Genomic DNA, 18,288 nt, shown 5'->3' with positions numbered 1-18,288 from the left:
AGGTGAGTTTTAGGTATTTTAGCTAAAGGTTGAAAGTTAGAGAACCGTTATCAAACCAAGAATAATAAGGCGTTATAGACTTAAAATTAGCCTCACCAGCCACCTGTGGCTGTCAGAGATTCCGCCTGCTGTGGGGAACGCCTGCGGCCTGAAAAGCGGTCCTTCGGCTCGGTTTGAAGCCTGGAAAAACCACCAGTCTCCAAACCCGTCCCACGCTGTAAGCCGAAAATCGGCTAACAGCGTCGACACAGCTGGCTTCACCTCTGACCACCTCCGGTTAAACGGGTTCTTGAAAAATAAGCTAGCTTGCATGCCTGAATGACTGCACTTACGCAATATTATTGGCGTACCACTAGGTAGCCAAGAGTGAGTCAAATTTGGACTCAGTCGTGAGATTTTCAAATAATTTTCTTGAAAATGGCGACTCAAAGACGGTTTTTGTGGCTTCAAGCGAGGGGTAAGACCGCTCTTTGGCTTGTCCCGTCCTTCCCAAAGCGTTCCCAGTCCAAATTTGGTGATCGGTGAGGCGGCAATTTCCTACTACTGACTAAATCTCAATACCCAATCCTTGTTATATCAGGCATAGTGGGTATTTCAATGACTAGCTTTATAAGCTGACTACCTGATACCCCATCTAGTCAAATCAAGTGAAACAGCCAATAGCGATTGCTTCATTTTCGGCTAAACACACTAACTTTCACATGAGACCACATTGTCGTCGACGGTTGGCAGGGCGGGGACCAGCCGTGTCGGTGTTGTAAGTCCGGGGGGCTTTCCCGAACTTACAACACGGAACGCACTTGGATACCCGTGACTTTTACGGGGATTCAAGTCGAGGCCAAAGACCGCCCTTTGGCTTTGGCCGTTTCACACAGCAGGCCCCGACCTGCCAACCGTCGGCACCGTTCCAGCCCATCTGCTGCGACCGGTAAGGCGCCAAGTATCGCATAGAAAAGGCTCGGACAAAATGTCCGAGCCTTTTGGTTGCACTATTTCTTTTCAATTTTACGTAATGGGCGTTTAATCAGCTTTAACAGCTTTTCAGACTGCAGCCGGGCGACTACAGCATCCACCGCGACCTGCATCAATTTTTCATTTAAGTTCTTAGTGGCTGGTTGAATCTGGTCCTCACCCAAATGATGCAAGCGATTCTCCAACTGCTCAATGAAGTTGTCATAAGCTTGCTTGGGATAGTCCCCAGCCGTAATCTGGTCGATACCTGTCCGAACCGTATCCGTCTGGAACATGGGTTTCAACAGGCTGATCATCAAAATATCCGTCAGCTGCATGGTTTGGTATTTCTTCTTCACTGGTGCCAAAATCACATTGTGTTTCACATAATTGTTAATCATTGCCGGCGTCACCATATCAATGCCCAACGGCCCTAACGCATCGTTGACCAGTGCGGTCACCTGATCCATGTAAAGATCAAACTTGGGTAAGTCATCCCAACGTGGCAACTTCACACCGTGCATCTGGTGTTCCCACCGCGTATATTGATTAAAATCCGCCATGTATCTTCCCTGCCCTTCCGTATCTAGTCTTGATTATACCATAGTATCTAGTCTCAATGACTAGATAAAGACTAGAAACGACAATTTATCCTAGCGCCAACGTATTCGACTAAGAATTCGGTGACCCAGCACGTCCTGAACGACGATGAATACGGGAATCACGCTGACCATGAGTGGCAAGTAGATTAGGGCCAAGCGCCAGTTGAGCAAATTAACCAGCGAAAAAATTGGACCAAAGAAGAGGAAGACCATCGCAAATAGTCCCGCCATCAACGCCACCAACCCAATTTTAAACCGGTTCAGTGGCCGAGCCACCATCAATAAGGCGTTGAGACTGATCATCCCCGTCAATAACACACTCAACGTGGAGGTCGTGGCAAAGGCGAGTTTAAACTGCGTTCCAAGTGCCATGATCACCAGAATATACCCAATGACGCAGACCGCTGCGGGCGCTGCAATTTCCATAACTTGCTTCATAAACCGTCCCGCAATCCGGGCGTAGTTTGGTTGCAAAGCCAGGAAGAACGTTGGAATCCCCACCATCAACGATGAGATAGGCGTCAATTGAATCGGTTCAAACGGGTAACTGTGATTCATGAAGATAAAAATTAGGGTCAGCGCCACGGAATACATCGTTTTAATCAGGAATAACGAGGCGACCCGCTCAATATTATTGATGACTCGCCGACCTTCATTTAAAACGTTGATCATTGCATCAAAATTTGAGTCGACCAAGACAAAATCAGCCAGACTCTTAGTAGCTTCACTCCCCGAAGCCATGGCGATACTACAATCAGCTTGACGCAGCGCCAGTAAGTCGTTGACCCCATCACCGGTCATAGCAACCGTATGTCCCGCCGTTTGATAAGCCTTGATCAACTGCTCCTTTTGCTGTGGCGTCACCCGGCCAAAGACGTTATAGTCTTGGACCAACTGCCCGTAATCAGGGGTGGCGCCCACCGTACTCATGTCAATCAATTGCTGGGCCCCGGTAATCTCCGCCCGTTCAGCAATACTGGCAACCGTTACGGGATTATCTCCCGAGATGACCTTCAGGGCAACGTCCTGATTGGCGAAAAAACTAAAGGTATCTTTGGCCCGTGGCCGCAACTCATCCGTAATTAGAATCAGCCCCAGTGCCTGGGGATTCGTTGGTTTGGGTGTCGTTAACCGGTCAGCTTGTGCTAATAGAAGTACCCGGTAACCCTGCTTTGCCAAAGCTTCGATCCGCTGCTTCACATTGGCAGGTACCGTCTCAAAAATGAATTCTGGTGCCCCCATGATGTACGCCCGGTCGGCCAACTCAGCCCCACTCCACTTTCTACCGGAGGAGAAAGGCAAAACATTTTGGGCAGCAACCACTGGCGTACCTAAAACGTTTTGAACAGCCTGAGCCGTTTCATTATCATCCCCCGTGGCCGCCACTAACTGGGCTAAAATCGTTTCCAGCTGGGCAACTGATGTCGTGCCAATCGGCTCCACCCGATCCAACTGCAGTTGGCCGTTGGTAATGGTCCCAGTCTTATCCAAACACAGGACGTCAACTCGTGCCAACGCCTCAATGGCCGGCAACTCTCGTACCAATACGTTCCGCCGGCCTAAAGTAAAGGCACCCGCCGCCAACGCTACGGAAGTCAACAGGACCAACCCTTCTGGAATCATCCCCACCATTGAGGCAACAGTTCCTAGAATGGCTCGGTTTTGGCTTTGCCCCCGCATCATGGACGAAATAAAGAGCGCGGCTCCCAATGGGACAATGGCGAAGGTCAAAACTTTAATAATACGATTAATGATTGTGAGTAACTCACTAGCATTGCGGCGCTTTTGCTTAGCAGAGTGGGCCAACTGCTTCACAAAGCTCCCGCTACCCACCGTTGTCGCCTGGACCATGGCCCGGCCGCCTAAGATGACGCTACCTGAGATCAGCGTGTCACCGGTATGCTTCTCAATGGGCGTTGACTCCCCAGTAATCTGGGATTCATCGACTTCCAAGCCGGCAGTGTCACGAATCAGACCATCGACGGGTAACTGATCCCCACGTCCTAGCGACAAGATATCATCCAACACGATATCATCTTGATGATGCGCTGTTAGCTGTCCATCACGGAGCACGTCAATCGTCCCCTCTGACAGCAGGGCAAGCTTGTCGACTTGGCGTTTAGACCGGATTTCTTGAAAAATACCGATACCCGTATTGACCACGACTACGCCTAGAAAGAGTAAATTTTTATAGCTCCCGGTTAAAAATACCAGGGCACCCAAGATAATGTTGATTAAGTTAAATAGAGTTAATAAATTATCCCGAAATATTTGTTTTACACTTCGGGTCAACGGTGGTAGCGGATCATTCTTCTGGCCCGCCGCCACCCGATCACTCACTTTCTCTGCGGTCAATCCACAGTCCAGTGGTGGTAAGTAACGCTCATGTGCCGTCATCACACCAAGCCTCCTTCACCGGTTCTTTACCCCATTGTACTAGATAAAGGCCCCCTGACACCCAAAATTCATTCAGCTTTTTCGAATCCTTTACCGAATCGCAACTACTCACATAAATGACTATAATGAAGGTGGTTTAATCATCCAAGGGAGGAATTACTATGAATCATAAATCATCTGCGATCATCTTATTTATCCTCTACATTGTGCTACTAGGTTGTATGCTCGCCCATCAAGATATGTTGGCTATGTGGTTAATGACGGCTGGGATGTTGATTGAGGCTAGTATCAACCTATACGACCAGTTTAAACGACCACGGTAAGCGTTGTCATTTTTATTGTTTTAGCCTAAGATAGTACTTATCGACTGACATAAAGGAGAATGACAATGGCACTTACCAGTATTTCAGATACCATCACCCTCGCTGACGGTAAGAAGATGCCCGCAATGGGTTTCGGCACTTACTTAATTAGCGACCAAAAAGCAATGAACCACACAATTCAAACCGCATGGGACGCTGGCTACCGACTCTTCGATACCGCAATGCTTTATCGAAATGAAGATATCCTGGGACCTGCTCTGCATCAACTCGGTTTACCCCGCGAAGCGCTCTTCTTAACCAGTAAGGTCGCCGAAGCTGTCCAAGGTTACGACCGGACTATGAAGGCCGTAGAAGGCTCACTAAAGCGCCTACAGACTGATTACTTAGACCTGCTGCTGATTCATTGGCCCGTTCGTGAACACTTCTTTGAAACTTGGAAGGCGCTCGAACAATTAAAGGCCAACGGTCAGGTCAAATCCATCGGGGTCTCCAACTACACCGTGGCCCACTTGGAATTACTGGCAACGCAGGCCAAGGAAATGCCTGTCGTGAACCAGGTTGAGTTCCACCCCTACTTAAACCAACAGGGCTTGCTGGCCTATGATAAGGAACAAAATATTGTTACCGAGGCCTGGAGTCCCCTGGGCCGACGAGCCGTCCTTGGGGACCCAATGATTGCCAAGATGGCGCAACACCATCAAAAATCGGTAGCTCAAATTATTCTACGGTGGGAATTACAACACGGTATTTTACCAATTCCCAAATCGCAACACGCTGAGCGAATTCAAGAAAACGCCCAAGTATTTGATTTCACGCTTGCCGAAGATGAAATGACGATGATTGATCTACTGAACAAAAACCAACGGACCGGGAATGAACCAGAAATTGTTTACGAAACGGGTAAGCAATACTAATCCGAAAAAATAAGGGTCCAGGACAAAAGTCCTGGACCCTTTCTTATCGCCACTGTTATCCTACTGAAGCGTGTGCCAGAAGGCAACTAGCTACCATCAACGCCGAACGTTAACGCCCACTAGCTAAACGCCTTCTGCCTCACTCGCTTCAGGATACAACACTTAATTAGTCGATACTGATTTTATGGTTATCTTCAACCTTCGTCTGCTTAGGCAGCGTTAGTGTCAAGATACCTTCATTGTAGTTAGCTTGAACATTTTCGAGATCAATGTCTGGCAGATAGAAGGAACGGGCCACGTTTTGACTGTGACGTTCTTGCCGCAAGACTCGACCATCGTCATCCTTAGTCGCTTGCTTAACTTCCGACTTACCAGCAATCCGCAACGTTTCGTCACGATAATCAACGTGAATGTCATCCTTCTTGAATCCTGGCATCTCAGCAGTTACAACGTAATTCTTAGCGTGTTCAACGACGTCGGTCTTCATGGTATCTTCACCATTAAACATGTCGCGGCCCAAGTTGCCCACTTCATTGAAGAAATTCATTGGATCAAAGAAATCATAGTTCCGGTTCATAACATCGTTAGTCATAATCAATAACCCCTTTCTGCTTTGCTTGATTACATTATCTATAATAGTCAGTATTGGTCAGCAATGCAAGCAATTAGCACTCGGATATCTAGAGTGCTAATTCAAAGGGGTGTAAGCTGATATTTAAGCAATTTCATTAATACGATTACATATTTCCTAGATAAAAAGAGTAAAATAGCTGTTTAAGGTCAAAGATAGTTAGTCAAATCAAGCAGGCGTATATCGAACCAGATCTCAGCGACCATCCATCGATCACCTCATACTCAGCTTAACCGATAGGCGTCCCCGTACATCCGCCAACTGAGTGGCCGCTTAAGCTGATAATTTTTATCCTTAATGAATTGACGTTGAACGTTCAATCGTGATAAATCCTTATGTGCCCGTTCTTGTTTCATTACCTTAGCTCGTGCTTGTAAAAACGCCCGCAAGTAGTCCGCCTGATTCCCACCTTGTCGGGGTGTTTTAGCAAACCGCTTAGCCTGGCGGCGAATACCGCCGAAGCTCTGACTATCTTCACCAGGACCATGAACGACCACAGCATCGTAATAAATATATTGACCCAGCGGGCTCAGATCATCCTGTTTGGCCGCCTTCAGAACCGGTCGTAAGTACTGGCGATTCAGGATTGTGTCCTGGGCGCGAATCATCTGCGGATCCTTGGCAGCCTGATGCCAAGCTTTAACAAAGCCCGAGCCCAGTCCCGTGTGCGATGCCGAGCCATTGACTCTGCGTAGGGCTGGCAAATAACGCCGTAACCCATTGTGATAGGATTTTAGCCGGACATACCGTTGGACAACCTGGCGCAAGTCACCCGTCGCGCTGGTGAACCCAATAATACCCGCTGTATAGCCACGGCCGTCGCCAATATCTTCAATATAACCGTACTGTTGGTGGTAATTGGTCGTCGAATTCTCCGCACTGGCCACCAAAGAAAACGTCGTCGCCCGTAATTTTCCCGTCTGAATTGTGTGCTTTGCCCGATAGCCTGATGTGGCGGTACACCCTGTTAGACCACTGACTAAAGCCAGCAGCAATAATCCCTGAACGATTCTTCTCATCCGTATCACCTGAATCTTCCCTAAAAGTCATTTTTCTTTCAGCCTACCAATTTGATGGTGCGTTCGCCACTAAGTTCCACTTTTAAACGTCCAAGTTAGCCACATGCTAACCCTCTCAATTCGCAGACAAACAAGCTACTAACTGGGTAAACTAAAAAACTTTTCTGAAAGACCCATCCGCTACTCATCCATGCTATACTTAGCTTCACGCCAAATTTAGTAGTCACCGATTCAGGGACAAAAAAGGCGTGCAGAAAATTTCTGCGCGCCTTTCTGAAAACACGGCCATCATACACAAGCGGTCGTGCCCCTGCCAAGTGCTTGTAGTATAGCACTTTTTCTGAACGATCACTGTCAAAAAAGGATCCAGTGCTAGGCACTGAATCCTTTATCACCAATTTTAGTAAGTGGTTTGTTGAACGTCATGATCAACAATCTTTTCACCCAGTGCATCGGCTAAGTCGTGCAAAGCGCCTTCACGGGTCTTGACGACGTCCATGTTAAAGATGATAGAATCAATGTCCCCACCGGCAAAGTCAAATTGCTCGAAGTAGACGTAAGGGTCGTGGTCATCGTCGTCGTTTAAGAAATGCTTCGTTACAGCATCAGATAGCGCGGTTGCCCAGGCTAAATCTGCCATCTTTGGTAGATCCTTTTTCGTCACATACCCCGGATCCAGAACCAACTTCGAAGCCTTTTCCACGTCTTCAGCTGGAATGTCGATCTTCGGTGTTTCTGCTTGTTCTTCCTTTGGTGTATCTGCCATAATCAAAATCTCCTTTGATGTTACTAATTCAAGTCTAGTCCTTTTTTTGCCAAACGTTAAGTATTCCATTCTATCTTGACTTTTTTGGCGATGTTCGGTTGCTAAGCGAACCTATAAAGGGTACAATTTGCTTCAATTCACCCCCTGTGAAATGGTGCTGAGACGCGCTATAATAAAGGGATAGAACTAATGAAATGAGGAATGATGTGTGGATAGCGGTCAGATAGTTGTGAATCTAATTATTATTTTAATTACCTTCTTTTTTGCAGCTTTCTTTGTTGCCTGCGAGTTTGCTTTGGTTCAGACTCGGCCTAGCGCTCTTGAAGAAAAAATCGCCGAGAGCGATAAGCCGTCAACCAAGCTTAATCGGGCCATGAAAATGGTCACCAATTTAAATGAATATTTATCAACAACTCAGGTAGGGGTGTCCCTTGCCGGTATTATCTTAGGGTGGATTGGGGAAACGTTCTTCGTTGACCTCTTGCTAGACGGGATTGCACCCGCCCACCTAAATGGCGCGACAGCTCACACTATCGCGGTCATTTTCGGGGTTTTACTCCTGACTTACTTAGAAGTGGTCTTCACCGAAATCGTCCCCAAGAACATTTCTATCGACATGCCAATGAAGGTTTTAATGTTAGTGGTCACACCTCTGCATTATTGCCACGTTCTATTCTACCCATTCGTTTGGTTACTCAACTCCAGTGCTTCCGGCGTTGTGCGCTTGATGGGTCTTAAAGTTGCTAACGAAAGCGACGAAGTCTTCTCCCAAGCTGAAATTTTGAACCTCTCACGGAGTGCCGTGGAAGGTGGGGAGCTTGAAAAGAACGACTTAGTCTACATGCAGCGGGCCTTCGAGTTGAACGACAAAGTGGCCAAAGACATCATGATCGACCGGACGCAACTTGAGGTTATCGACATTACGTCGACCGTCAAGGAAGCCTTGACGGTGTACCTCCAGGAACGGTTCAGCCGGCTTCCTGTGGTTGCTGACAATGATAAAGATAAGATTTTAGGCTACGTTTATAACTATGACTTAATTCGTCAAACGCAAGTGGATTCTTCCATTCGTGTAGACAAGTTAATTCGAGATATTTCAACTACGCCTGAAACCACACCAATTACCCAAGTCCTACAGCAAATGATCAAGAAGCGGACCCCTATCGTCGTTGTCGTTGACGAATATGGGGGAACTTCCGGGATCATTACGGATAAGGATATTTACGAAGAACTGTTTGGGACCGTCCGTGATGAAATTGACGATGCCAACGACCAATATATTTTCAAGCAACCCAACGGCACCTTCCAAGTGAATGGGAAGATGACGACCTATGACTTCGAACGTTACTTTAATACAGACATTAAAGGGTTTGAAGCCTCTGATACGGTTACGATGGCTGGGTTTATTATCGATAACTACCCAGATGTAAAGGTCAATGACGTCATTCAATTGAAGAACTTCGACTTAAAGGTCCTGGACTACGAAAATTCCTTTATCAATTGGTTAGAAGTTACGGTCAATCCGCCACAGAAACAGATCACGACGGAAGCACCTGATGAAGACAAAGAAAACTGAAGATAAGCCTTGTAGAAGCGCGACTTAGTTGTCGCGTTTTTTTTGTAAAAAAAAAACGGCCATTTGGCCGTAAACACCTTATGTAGACTGTTCTAACTAGTGACGAATCTTAACTAACCCCTTAACAAAATAAAACACGCCACCTAAGAATAGTAGGAAACATACCCACCAAAAAACACTGGCTACTCGGAATGGTAAAATGTTCCAAATCATCAGAAACATAATCAAGATGCCACTCCAGAAATCCAATGAATGAACAAAGCGTCGGTTGAAAGTCATACTGTCCCTCCTGCTTTTAATCACTAACTAGCCCCCGCCAGTCAGCTATTATTTAGAATCATCCTGGCCCATTCTAACAACGATTAAACCACAGAACAACTCGTAAATTCCCAAGACAATGAGTGCGAGTGAAAAAACTAGATCCAAAATACTCGTGGTCGTTAAGGGCGAAAAGCCCCAAAACCCCAAGATTTCAGCAGAAATTCCACCCCAAAAGTTCATTGATCGATAAAAATTTTTGTTTAAATGCATCCGTTACAACCCCCTACCCCGAAAACCAGCAAATGATGCCCTTGATGGTTTTCACTATTCATTGTATTACTTATACGGACGCGAGAAAAGGCGTGTCATCATTGACATTGCCAAAAACTTGATTACATAATAAAACCTAGTGTTATTTTCATATCAGTTTTGAGAGGAAGCAACGCACACCCTATGGATATTTCCCAGCTCGCAAATCAAATTATCTTAATGTTTATTCTAATGGCCGTCGGTCTACTCACCAATAAATTAGGGTTCATGCACGGCCAGACCGCTACCGACTTAACCAACATTCTCTTATACATCGTTTCCCCTTGCTTAATTATTAATGCATTCGAGCAACACTTCTCTACCAGCAGATTACGTACCCTAGGCATTGTCATGTTAGGCATCATCATCACTTACTTCATCATGGTCCTCGTAACGAACCTCATCTTTAAACGCGTCTCAAATCCTAATTTAAAACGTATCATGCAGTTTGGAGCGGTCTATTCAAACGCCGGTTTCATGGGTATTCCCTTAGCCAGCGCACTCTTTGGCAGCACTGGCGTTTTCTTCGCCGTTGCCTCCCTAGCTGGATTTAACGTCTTTTGTTGGACGCACGGCATTGCCCTTTTTACGCCCCATAATGGTCAAGATTCACGCGTCAAATGGCGCCAAATTCTTCTAAATCCCAACATCATCGCCATTATTATTGGCCTCTTAATCTTTATGAGTGCTGCGCAGCTGCCAAGCCTCTTAAACCAAACCATCACTTACGTCAGCTCAATCAATACGCCATTATCCATGATTGTTATCGGCAATAGCCTAGCTGCGGTTAAGCTCAATCGACATACGCTAGACGCCCGGTTATGGACGCCGCTCCTACTGCGAAACTTAATTTTCCCAGTTATCTGCCTGCTGATTTTGACCGGATTTGGCGTAACCGGCATTCCCCTGTACACGACCGTGCTCATGGCAGCCTGTCCCGTGGCGGGTAACGTTGTGCTCTTTACCCTAAAGGATCACGGAGATACCACGCCCGCCGTGACATTGATGAGTTTGTCGACTATTCTCTGCATCGTCACCATCCCAGTAGTCTTCACCTTAAGTAATTGGCTATAATCCTCTTAATACCGAAAAAAGACCGAGCGCGCTTGCTCGGTCTTTTTGTTACTTACTTTCAGTTTTAGGTAAACGTAAAGCTAACAGGAAACCAACTAACGCTAAGATAAACGTAAAGTAGAACCCATAGTGGGCACCGTTTACGAAGGCCCCAGCGGCGTGGTTCACACCACTCGTCGCAGTGTATGCTGCTTGACCAATTCCCAACAGACTAGTCGCAATCGCCGTTGAAATCGCCCCAACAACTTGTTGGAACGTATTCATGATGGCACTCCCGTCGGCGGCAATTGGGCCCGTTAAGGCGTTTAACCCATGGGTTTGCGATGGTGACATCGCCAATGGTACCCCAATCATGAGGACAACGTGAGCTAAAATAATATACCAAACAGCTGATGAGGTCGACGTAAAGGCTAACATTAACGCCCCCACCATCGAAATAATAAAGCCTACTCGGACTGGCTTCTGGGCACCTACCCGGTCGTACAACCGACCAGCACCGGCTGACACAAGGGCATTTACAATCCCACCAGGGAACATGATGATCCCGGTTAACGCTACTGGAACCAACAGTCCTTTTTGAATAACCATTGGTAACAGGTACATGGCAGATAAGATAATCCCAAAGTTAATCATAACTAACACGGCACCCATCCGGAAACCAGGAATAGCAAAGGCTCGTAAATTTAAGACCGGCTTCTCCGTATTCAATTGACGGTGTGTATACCAAGCTAAGACAACCAGGCCCAAGATCAGGGCACCAATGACAGCACCTGACCCCCAACCATGATCACTAGCCAAGCTGACCCCCATGACTAAGCTCCCAAAGCCGATCGTGGATAAGATGATCGATAATAAATCCACCTTAGGCCGCGTAATTTCAGCAATATTAGTCAAGGATGTTACCGCGAAGATAAAGGCAATAACTAAGAAAGGTACGAATAGCCAGAAAATCCATCGCCAAGAAGCGACGCCCAAAACAATACCCGCTAAAGTTGGGCCAACGGCTGGTGCAAACATAATCACCAGACTAATCACACCCATAGCAGCACCCAACTTATAAGGTGGGAAAATTTGCATAGCCACCGTAAACATCAACGGTAAAATCAGCCCAGTCGCAATCCCTTGGATCATCCGACCAAACAGCAGAACGCCGAAACCTGGTGCGGTGGCCGAGATGACGGCACCAACAGCGAAATCAATCAACGCGAACAGAATAACCTGTCGTGTGGTAAACCATTTTGTAATAATACTTGATAGTGGTAAAACAACCCCGACCATCAACATATAACCCGTAACTAACCACTGAATCGTGGCCGTCGTAACGCCCAGTTGGACCATTAACTGTGGCAACGCAATGTTTAAGGACGTTTCTGAAAACATCCCAACAAAGCCCCCGATTAACATCCCCATCATTGCAAGCATAGGATGTTCAACTTGTACACGAGCTTTTTTCGCCATTTCTGAATGGCTGTCTTGTACTGAATCCATTTGTTTTCACACTCACTTTCATTTCGAACACAATGGATTACTTTAGCAGAAAAAACAAGTCTTCGTAAGCGTTAATTTAGAAAAAGCTAATAGAAAGCGATTCCATCGGCATTTTCTTAGTAAACTCTCAGTTTACTTCGCTTTTAACGCCGCGATTTGTTCACGTAATTCTCGCAAACGTTGGGTATCAAGTTCAGGCGCCATCATCAATTGATCATATTCAAATTGTAATCGCGGTAAGTCTGAAGCTGGAGTCCCCTTGGCTGTTTTGGTGGGATCCAACAATTTTTGGTTCTTGAAAACCAAGGTCCGGGTGGCCACCTGTTGCCGAAAATCTTGGTCATGCGCCACAAAGACCACGGTACCCGGATAATTAACCAGATATTCTGCCAACGCCTGCAACGCAGGTAAGTCCAGATAATTGGTTGGTTCGTCCAAAATCAACAGGTTGCTAGCACTGACTAAAATCGCAAGTAATTGGAGTTTAACTTGTTCGCCCCCACTCAACTCACCAATGAGCCGTTCGTAGAAGATTGCCGATAATCCAAACGCCCCCATAATCAGACGAGTACGATTCCCATCAAGCGCCGTGGCCCGACTCATAAACTGCCAAACCGTTTGCTCCTGTGGCAATACAGTCATATCTTGATGGAAATAACCCACCCGGGCACTGGGCGCCAATCGCGTATTCGCCTGATGCGCTAAAATTGCTTCAATCAACGTTGATTTACCACTACCGTTCGGTCCGACCAAAGCAACCCGTTCACCAGGTGCTACCCGTAAACTTGCTCGTTGTAAGAGCATCCGCCCGTCGCGTTGTAAATCAAGTTCATTGACGGTCACTAAGAACTTACCGCGAACTGGTGGTAGATCGGTGGCAACTAATTTTAACGGTGCCGTCTCATGTGGTTTAACCGTCACTGTCTGCCGGTTGGCGCGATCCTTTAAGGCCCGGGCACCACGTTCCATCTTACCGGCATTCTGTTCCCGAACCGACTGGGAATTTGCACGTTCGCCAGCACTCATCTGCCGACTCCCCTTGCGAATACGCGCAGCCTTTTCATGTCGTGCTTGAACAGCTTCACGTAAGTCACGTTGCTCACGTTGTTCGTGGTGATATTGCGACAAAGTATTTTCTCGTCGCTGTTCACGATACGTGGTGAACTTTGCAAAGTTGCCATTATATGGTGTATACGTCTGTTCTTCTAACGACCAAACCTGCGTTGTAATTGCCGTCAGGAGTGACCGGTCATGCGAGATGACAATTAGAATCCCCTTAAACCGCAATAACTGTTCCTGTAACCAGCGCTGATGCTCATCGTCTAGATTAGCGGAAGGTTCATCTAAAATTAAAATCGCTGGTCGTTGCGCCAGGGCCACCCGCACTCGCGCCAACATACTCTGACCACCCGATTGCCCCATCGCCGGTGCAATCTGTGGGACCAACGTCACCGGCGCCGTCACGTGCCGCTCACCGCTAAACTGCGTATCGACCCCAGCAATAATCTTGGCCAGGGTTGTTTTACCCGTCCCATTTGCTCCGATAATTCCTACCCGGGCACCATCCGTAGCCGACAACCGTTGAACTGTAAACAAAGTCGTACCAGCAACTGTCTTTTCAATATTCGCTAAATTTATTTGTGTCAAAAGTTCGTCCCCCTTTAATAGCAGGGATTGATGGTACTAAAAAAGTGGCCGCTTTCCGTTCGGAAATGGCGCCCACTGAATGTCCTTAGCCACTCAGCCGGCGTAACCATCAACCCCAAATCACAAGCCCACTCCACCCGTCTAGCGGTGAAAGTTGACTGACATTTGTGGATTAATTAGTTACGCATCGGCTGAATACCTCGTTCTTTCTTAGATTACCAAAAGAATAGCATACTGTTTTTTGTTTGACAAGTCCCCCTATCACCAGCATTTCGATTCAAAATCGTGTACACTGAAACCAATAACTCAGAAAACCGGAGGGAAAACTATGCAACCTTTACGTATTTTATTTATATCTATCGAAGGTAACACGCGTAATTTCGTCAAGAATCTCACGGCGTACGCCGCTAAAAAACACGCGGCGGACCCTGACCTTCCGGAAATCAACGCAACCGAAATCGATGAGATGACCGATTTCAAGTCTGAAACAGCCCCTTACTTTTGCTTCGTTCCCACCTACCTGGACGGCGGTAACGGTATTGATAACGGCGTCAAAGAACTCATGACGAATATTCTAGGTGAATACATTGATTACCAAGATAACGCTAAGGCATTGATAGGGGTGGTTGGCAGTGGTAACCGCAATTTCAACGAACAGTATTGTCTGACTGCTAAACGTTACGCGCAAAAATACTCAGTCCCGTTTGTCGCCAACTATGAATTACGTGGTGTCCCCCGCGATGAGACCCGCGTCTATGACGCTCTCGTAGCTCGCTCACGGGAGGTGACTGCTCATGGCTAGCCCAACCCTAACAACCCTGCAAAACCATCGGAGCGTTCGTAAATTTACGTCTGAGCCACTCACAGAAGCCGAAGTCGCAACTTTAATTGATGCCGCGCAACATGCGGCCACCAGCACGTTCTCTCAACAATATAGTATCATCAGTATCACCGACCCAGCTAAGTTGGCCGTGTTAGCCGACATAACTGGCCACCACTGGCTAGAAAGTGCGGGCCACTACTTTGTGATGATTGCTGATCAGTACCGGAACCAGAGCCTAGCACCCAACGATGACACCACCCAAGCTAACTTGCATAGTCTGGATAAGTTACTTGCTGGTATTTTTGATGCCACTATTGCCACTGAAGCCATTGTGACTGCTGGTGAAAGCTTGGGTCTAGGCAGCACCATCATGGGCAGCATTTTAAATGACGTCCCACGTCTAATTAGCCTCCTAGATTTACCGGAACTAACTTTGCCCGTTCTTGGAATTGCCATTGGCCATCCAGCCGAGCAGCCGGAACAGAAACCTCGTCTGCCACAACAGCTAATGCACTTCACTAACGGTTACCACGTTCTGTCACCCGCTGATCAGGTGCTACAAAGCTATGATCAACTCGTCACTGACTATTACCATCAACGCGGCACCCATCAGCGTGATGAAACCTTTACTCACCACATTGCTACCGAACTATCCCGAGATCCACAGCAACGTGCTGGAATCTTAACTAGTATTCATCAGCAGGGATGGTTACATTAATTAGATGATCTGGAGGGTGGGAAGCTTTCCCACCCTTTTTGGGCATCATAAGGTAAAGGTCGCCCGCAAGATACCCATATCCACGTTAGGTTGTGATTGCATGGCCACCTGCCGGGCAGCCATCTCGGGAGCCAATTGTTGGGTCAAGTGGCTTTCCCCGCGATAATTCTTAGTGACCAGGTACAACTGATCAGGACGTAGCTGACCACCCAATAGACCAAATTGCGGCGTTACGAGCACAATCTGACTGTGCATGGCCGTTGAATTCACTAAGGCTAGCAAAGCTAGGGCCACTTCCGGGTGCAACGCACTGGCAAATTCATCGGCTAGTAATGTCTGTGGATGAGCCGCCGTTTGTGCCTGAATCAGGGCAAGACCAAACGCGACTAGTTGCTGGGTCCCGACTGAAACTCGTGATAAGGGTAGTTCGACAACGTCTACAACCTCGCCCGCATCATCGTACTTTTCATAACGCAAGTAGAGGTCGGGTCGGTCATAACGTGACCCATCTAAAAATTGAACTGCTACTTGATGCTGAATTACGCCAGCCACCTCGCACCCCACAGCGTGTAGAAATTGCGTCAGCTGAGCTACAACATCCTCGTTTAAGCGCCCGTTAACCCTTGGCTGACTATCCAAACTGACCAAATCATCACTGAACCAGCGAAACACCTCGATAGCCGGTGCGTAATTCCATTTCTGTAGCGCAAACAGCATCAATGCATTCGGCCGTGTATTATTAATTGCTGTATGCTGGCCAACTGGTACCTGAACGAATTGGCCACCTTCTCGCGAGAATAAGACCTTGGGATTCTCACCAGGAATCGTCGCCTGAAGTGACTCATCCAATACTTGATTTGCTTGATAACTAAAAGCATATCGGTAGGCGATTCCCGCTCGTTTAAACGTTACCGCAAAAGTGGTGGGTCGTTGGCTAGAACCACCATCCAATTGGAATGGCTCAAAGGGCAAATCATCTGTAATTTCTTCCGTTGGGGTTACGACCATCTGTTGCATCCGTAATAAACCAGCTAAAACATTACTCTTGCCAACACCGTTCGTGCCACATAAGGCAGCACACTTCAGTCCGCGCTTCGTTCCAGTTAATGGCAATGAGCGTTCCGCCCCACCAGCGTTGGTGGCCACTAACGACAACGTTACTGGATTCTTGAATGAACGGAAATTTGTCAGCGTAAAATCAATTAACATGGCGTAACCTCCCTTTTCTTTGCATCTTACGCCTCTCAAACTTAGATACAATCATCAGCTCTGCAAACAACGAAATCTCCTATTACAATATTAATATCCCTTCCAAATTTGACAGCGAACGATTTCATAACTAATTTAATCAAAACAAAAAAAGAGTTGCGCATCAATTCACAATCGAATTGACACGTAACTCTTTATTTTTAGAATTTTAACGCACCTAACGCTTAGTCTTCCTTAGTCTTAGGTTCGTCGTACTTCCACTTCTTCTTCAGGTACATGTAGATTGGAATACCAATTGCCGTAGCAACGACACCAATCATCGTAGTCGTAAATTGTTGGATGATCGTGGAAACCAGAATGAAGATACCACCAACCAAGGCAATCAACGGAATAACTGGGAATAGTGGAACCTTGTATGGCCGGTTCAAGTTAGGCTGTGTCTTCCGTAAGAAAATAACAGCAGCGAAGGCCATGCAGTAGAATACCCAGATAACGAAGATCAACATGTTGGTAATCGCATCAAATTGCCCAGATAAGATCATGATGAAGGCAATGATGTATTGAATCAAACCAGCAGCCCAAGGGACACCAGCTTTGTTCAATTTAGCAAAGACATCACCAAATGGTAATTTGTGTTCTTTACCCATGGCATAAGGAATCCGCATACCAGTCATGGTATAACCGTTCAACCCACCAAATACGGAGATCAGGATACCAATCGTGATGAACTTACCACCAACACCACCGAACAATACCTTAGCAACATCGGAGGCAACGTTCAAGTTACCAGCAACGTGGTCAACTGGTTCGATGTACAGGAACACAGCGTTAACCAGTAAGTAAACAACCATGATGAGGGCAATACCTAAAGCAATAGCCTTTGGTAAGTCCTTCTTAGGGTTCTTCATTTCACCGGCAATGTTCCCAACGTGCAGCCAGCCATCGTATGCGAACATAGTGGCAAGCAGCCCGTTACCTAATGCAGACCAGAATTCACGGTGTGGTCCGGCAACAACTGGGAACAGAGAGAAATCAACGCTGGTTGAGTGGAAGAAACCAAGCAGCACGATAACTGCCAATGGAATCAACTTAACAACCAAGGCAACTGAAGTTACCCAACCACCAGCCTTAGCACTGATCCAGTTGATCAGAACTAAGGAGAAGGCAGTGATTAACCCAACTGGAACAATCCAGCTTTGTGCTAAGCCAAACAGGTTCGCAAATTGCGTCCCGAAGGCAATGGCAATGGCGGCAACGTTAGCCGGGAAATAAATAATTGCTTGTGCCCAGCCGGCTAAGAAACCCCAGAAACCACCGTATGAGTGTTCGATGTACTTGGTCAACCCACCGGTTTCAGGCCAAGCAGCGGCCAGTTCGGCCCCCGTTAACCCGGCACAGATGGTAATAACCCCACCTAAGAACCAAACGAGTAATGCTAAACTGATGGTTCCAGTTGAGTCGGTAACAGCGGCGGCTTTAAAGAACACCCCGGTACCAATAACCGTACCCATAACAGTTGATAAGGCGGCGAAGAAACCAATCGACTTCTTCATTCCCCCAGAATTTGCTTTATCAGCCAT

At 46.9% G+C, this 18,288-nt stretch carries 17 protein-coding genes; 6 read left to right on the top strand and 11 right to left on the bottom strand.

What is annotated here, in order from left to right; translation table 11 throughout:
* Window positions 1-989 precede the first annotated feature (989 nt).
* On the bottom strand, window positions 990-1,514 hold the full coding sequence (locus tag EKM75_RS00210) for a DUF1836 domain-containing protein (RefSeq protein WP_125682386.1): 525 nt from the start codon (window positions 1,512-1,514) through the stop codon (window positions 990-992).
* Window positions 1,515-1,604: 90 nt separating this feature from the next.
* Window positions 1,605-3,950 carry a cation-translocating P-type ATPase gene (locus tag EKM75_RS00205; RefSeq protein WP_125691007.1) on the bottom strand — a complete coding sequence of 782 codons (2,346 nt, stop codon included), beginning with the start codon at window positions 3,948-3,950 and terminating at the stop codon, window positions 1,605-1,607.
* Between the two features lie 161 nt (window positions 3,951-4,111).
* On the opposite strand from EKM75_RS00205, the gene EKM75_RS12675 reads away from it, so the two are divergent.
* Window positions 4,112-4,273 (top strand): hypothetical protein, encoded by a 162-nt coding sequence (locus EKM75_RS12675; protein WP_164506432.1) that lies wholly within the window; start codon window positions 4,112-4,114, stop codon window positions 4,271-4,273.
* 65 nt (window positions 4,274-4,338) lie between these two features.
* On the top strand, window positions 4,339-5,187 hold the full coding sequence (locus tag EKM75_RS00200) for an aldo/keto reductase (protein WP_125691005.1): 849 nt from the start codon (window positions 4,339-4,341) through the stop codon (window positions 5,185-5,187).
* A gap of 166 nt (window positions 5,188-5,353) precedes the next feature.
* On the opposite strand, the gene EKM75_RS00195 is transcribed toward EKM75_RS00200, so the two are convergent.
* The 3 genes from EKM75_RS00195 to EKM75_RS00185 form a co-directional block, all read right to left on the bottom strand.
* Window positions 5,354-5,779, bottom strand: a complete 426-nt coding sequence (locus EKM75_RS00195; protein ID WP_125691003.1) for an Hsp20/alpha crystallin family protein — start codon at window positions 5,777-5,779, stop codon at window positions 5,354-5,356.
* Window positions 5,780-6,042: 263 nt separating this feature from the next.
* Window positions 6,043-6,837 (bottom strand): chitosanase, encoded by a 795-nt coding sequence (locus tag EKM75_RS00190; protein ID WP_125691001.1) that lies wholly within the window; start codon window positions 6,835-6,837, stop codon window positions 6,043-6,045.
* A gap of 400 nt (window positions 6,838-7,237) precedes the next feature.
* Window positions 7,238-7,603 (bottom strand): hypothetical protein, encoded by a 366-nt coding sequence (locus EKM75_RS00185; protein ID WP_125690999.1) that lies wholly within the window; start codon window positions 7,601-7,603, stop codon window positions 7,238-7,240.
* 208 nt (window positions 7,604-7,811) lie between these two features.
* On the opposite strand from EKM75_RS00185, the gene EKM75_RS00180 reads away from it, so the two are divergent.
* On the top strand, window positions 7,812-9,179 hold the full coding sequence (locus tag EKM75_RS00180) for a hemolysin family protein (protein ID WP_125690997.1): 1,368 nt from the start codon (window positions 7,812-7,814) through the stop codon (window positions 9,177-9,179).
* A gap of 96 nt (window positions 9,180-9,275) precedes the next feature.
* On the opposite strand, the gene EKM75_RS00175 is transcribed toward EKM75_RS00180, so the two are convergent.
* Both EKM75_RS00175 and EKM75_RS00170 read right to left on the bottom strand, forming a co-directional pair.
* Window positions 9,276-9,458 carry a hypothetical protein gene (locus EKM75_RS00175; RefSeq protein ID WP_125682371.1) on the bottom strand — a complete coding sequence of 61 codons (183 nt, stop codon included), beginning with the start codon at window positions 9,456-9,458 and terminating at the stop codon, window positions 9,276-9,278.
* A 48-nt stretch (window positions 9,459-9,506) separates the two neighbouring features.
* On the bottom strand, window positions 9,507-9,710 hold the full coding sequence (locus EKM75_RS00170; protein ID WP_125682369.1) for a hypothetical protein: 204 nt from the start codon (window positions 9,708-9,710) through the stop codon (window positions 9,507-9,509).
* A gap of 183 nt (window positions 9,711-9,893) precedes the next feature.
* Here EKM75_RS00170 and EKM75_RS00165 point away from each other — a divergent pair, with 183 nt between their 5' ends.
* Window positions 9,894-10,823, top strand: coding sequence for an AEC family transporter (locus EKM75_RS00165; RefSeq protein WP_125690995.1), 930 nt, complete (start codon window positions 9,894-9,896; stop codon window positions 10,821-10,823).
* Window positions 10,824-10,871: 48 nt separating this feature from the next.
* Here the strand turns inward: EKM75_RS00165 and EKM75_RS00160 are convergent, their stop codons facing one another.
* Together EKM75_RS00160 and EKM75_RS00155 are read right to left on the bottom strand one after the other, a co-directional pair.
* On the bottom strand, window positions 10,872-12,311 hold the full coding sequence (locus EKM75_RS00160) for a DHA2 family efflux MFS transporter permease subunit (protein WP_125690993.1): 1,440 nt from the start codon (window positions 12,309-12,311) through the stop codon (window positions 10,872-10,874).
* A 132-nt stretch (window positions 12,312-12,443) separates the two neighbouring features.
* On the bottom strand, window positions 12,444-13,958 hold the full coding sequence (locus EKM75_RS00155) for an ABC-F family ATP-binding cassette domain-containing protein (protein ID WP_125690991.1): 1,515 nt from the start codon (window positions 13,956-13,958) through the stop codon (window positions 12,444-12,446).
* Between the two features lie 328 nt (window positions 13,959-14,286).
* Here EKM75_RS00155 and nrdI point away from each other — a divergent pair, with 328 nt between their 5' ends.
* Entirely contained in the window at window positions 14,287-14,760 is a 474-nt protein-coding gene (gene nrdI, locus EKM75_RS00150; protein ID WP_125690989.1) for a class Ib ribonucleoside-diphosphate reductase assembly flavoprotein NrdI, read from the top strand.
* Window positions 14,753-15,499, top strand: a complete 747-nt coding sequence (locus EKM75_RS00145; RefSeq protein WP_125690987.1) for a nitroreductase family protein — start codon at window positions 14,753-14,755, stop codon at window positions 15,497-15,499. The genes nrdI and EKM75_RS00145 overlap by 8 nt, the downstream gene beginning before the upstream one ends.
* Before the next feature lie 45 nt (window positions 15,500-15,544).
* On the opposite strand, the gene EKM75_RS00140 is transcribed toward EKM75_RS00145, so the two are convergent.
* Window positions 15,545-16,708, bottom strand: a complete 1,164-nt coding sequence (locus EKM75_RS00140) for an AAA family ATPase (protein ID WP_125690985.1) — start codon at window positions 16,706-16,708, stop codon at window positions 15,545-15,547.
* Window positions 16,709-16,932: 224 nt separating this feature from the next.
* Window positions 16,933-18,288, bottom strand: coding sequence for an APC family permease (locus tag EKM75_RS00135; RefSeq protein WP_225426611.1), 1,356 nt, complete (start codon window positions 18,286-18,288; stop codon window positions 16,933-16,935).

It is taken from the genome of Levilactobacillus tongjiangensis (assembly GCF_003946345.1).
Lineage (GTDB): Bacteria > Bacillota > Bacilli > Lactobacillales > Lactobacillaceae > Levilactobacillus > Levilactobacillus tongjiangensis.
Note: the sequence above shows the minus strand (reverse complement) of the source record. Positions and strands in the feature narration are given on the sequence as shown.

Bases quoted from the DNA above. Each gene is read 5' to 3' on its own strand.
- EKM75_RS00210 (WP_125682386.1), bottom strand. From the start codon at position 1,514: ATGGCGGATTTTAATCAATATACGCGGTGGGAACACCAGATGCACGGT.
- EKM75_RS00195 (WP_125691003.1), bottom strand. From the start codon at position 5,779: ATGACTAACGATGTTATGAACCGGAACTATGATTTCTTTGATCCAATG.
- EKM75_RS00165 (WP_125690995.1), top strand. From the start codon at position 9,894: ATGGATATTTCCCAGCTCGCAAATCAAATTATCTTAATGTTTATTCTA.
- EKM75_RS00185 (WP_125690999.1), bottom strand. From the start codon at position 7,603: ATGGCAGATACACCAAAGGAAGAACAAGCAGAAACACCGAAGATCGAC.
- EKM75_RS00160 (WP_125690993.1), bottom strand. From the start codon at position 12,311: ATGGATTCAGTACAAGACAGCCATTCAGAAATGGCGAAAAAAGCTCGT.
- EKM75_RS00170 (WP_125682369.1), bottom strand. From the start codon at position 9,710: ATGCATTTAAACAAAAATTTTTATCGATCAATGAACTTTTGGGGTGGA.
- EKM75_RS00190 (WP_125691001.1), bottom strand. From the start codon at position 6,837: ATGAGAAGAATCGTTCAGGGATTATTGCTGCTGGCTTTAGTCAGTGGT.
- EKM75_RS00140 (WP_125690985.1), bottom strand. From the start codon at position 16,708: ATGTTAATTGATTTTACGCTGACAAATTTCCGTTCATTCAAGAATCCA.
- EKM75_RS00200 (WP_125691005.1), top strand. From the start codon at position 4,339: ATGGCACTTACCAGTATTTCAGATACCATCACCCTCGCTGACGGTAAG.
- EKM75_RS00135 (WP_225426611.1), bottom strand. From the start codon at position 18,288: ATGGCTGATAAAGCAAATTCTGGGGGAATGAAGAAGTCGATTGGTTTC.
- nrdI (WP_125690989.1), top strand. From the start codon at position 14,287: ATGCAACCTTTACGTATTTTATTTATATCTATCGAAGGTAACACGCGT.
- EKM75_RS00175 (WP_125682371.1), bottom strand. From the start codon at position 9,458: ATGACTTTCAACCGACGCTTTGTTCATTCATTGGATTTCTGGAGTGGC.
- EKM75_RS00145 (WP_125690987.1), top strand. From the start codon at position 14,753: ATGGCTAGCCCAACCCTAACAACCCTGCAAAACCATCGGAGCGTTCGT.
- EKM75_RS12675 (WP_164506432.1), top strand. From the start codon at position 4,112: ATGAATCATAAATCATCTGCGATCATCTTATTTATCCTCTACATTGTG.
- EKM75_RS00205 (WP_125691007.1), bottom strand. From the start codon at position 3,950: ATGACGGCACATGAGCGTTACTTACCACCACTGGACTGTGGATTGACC.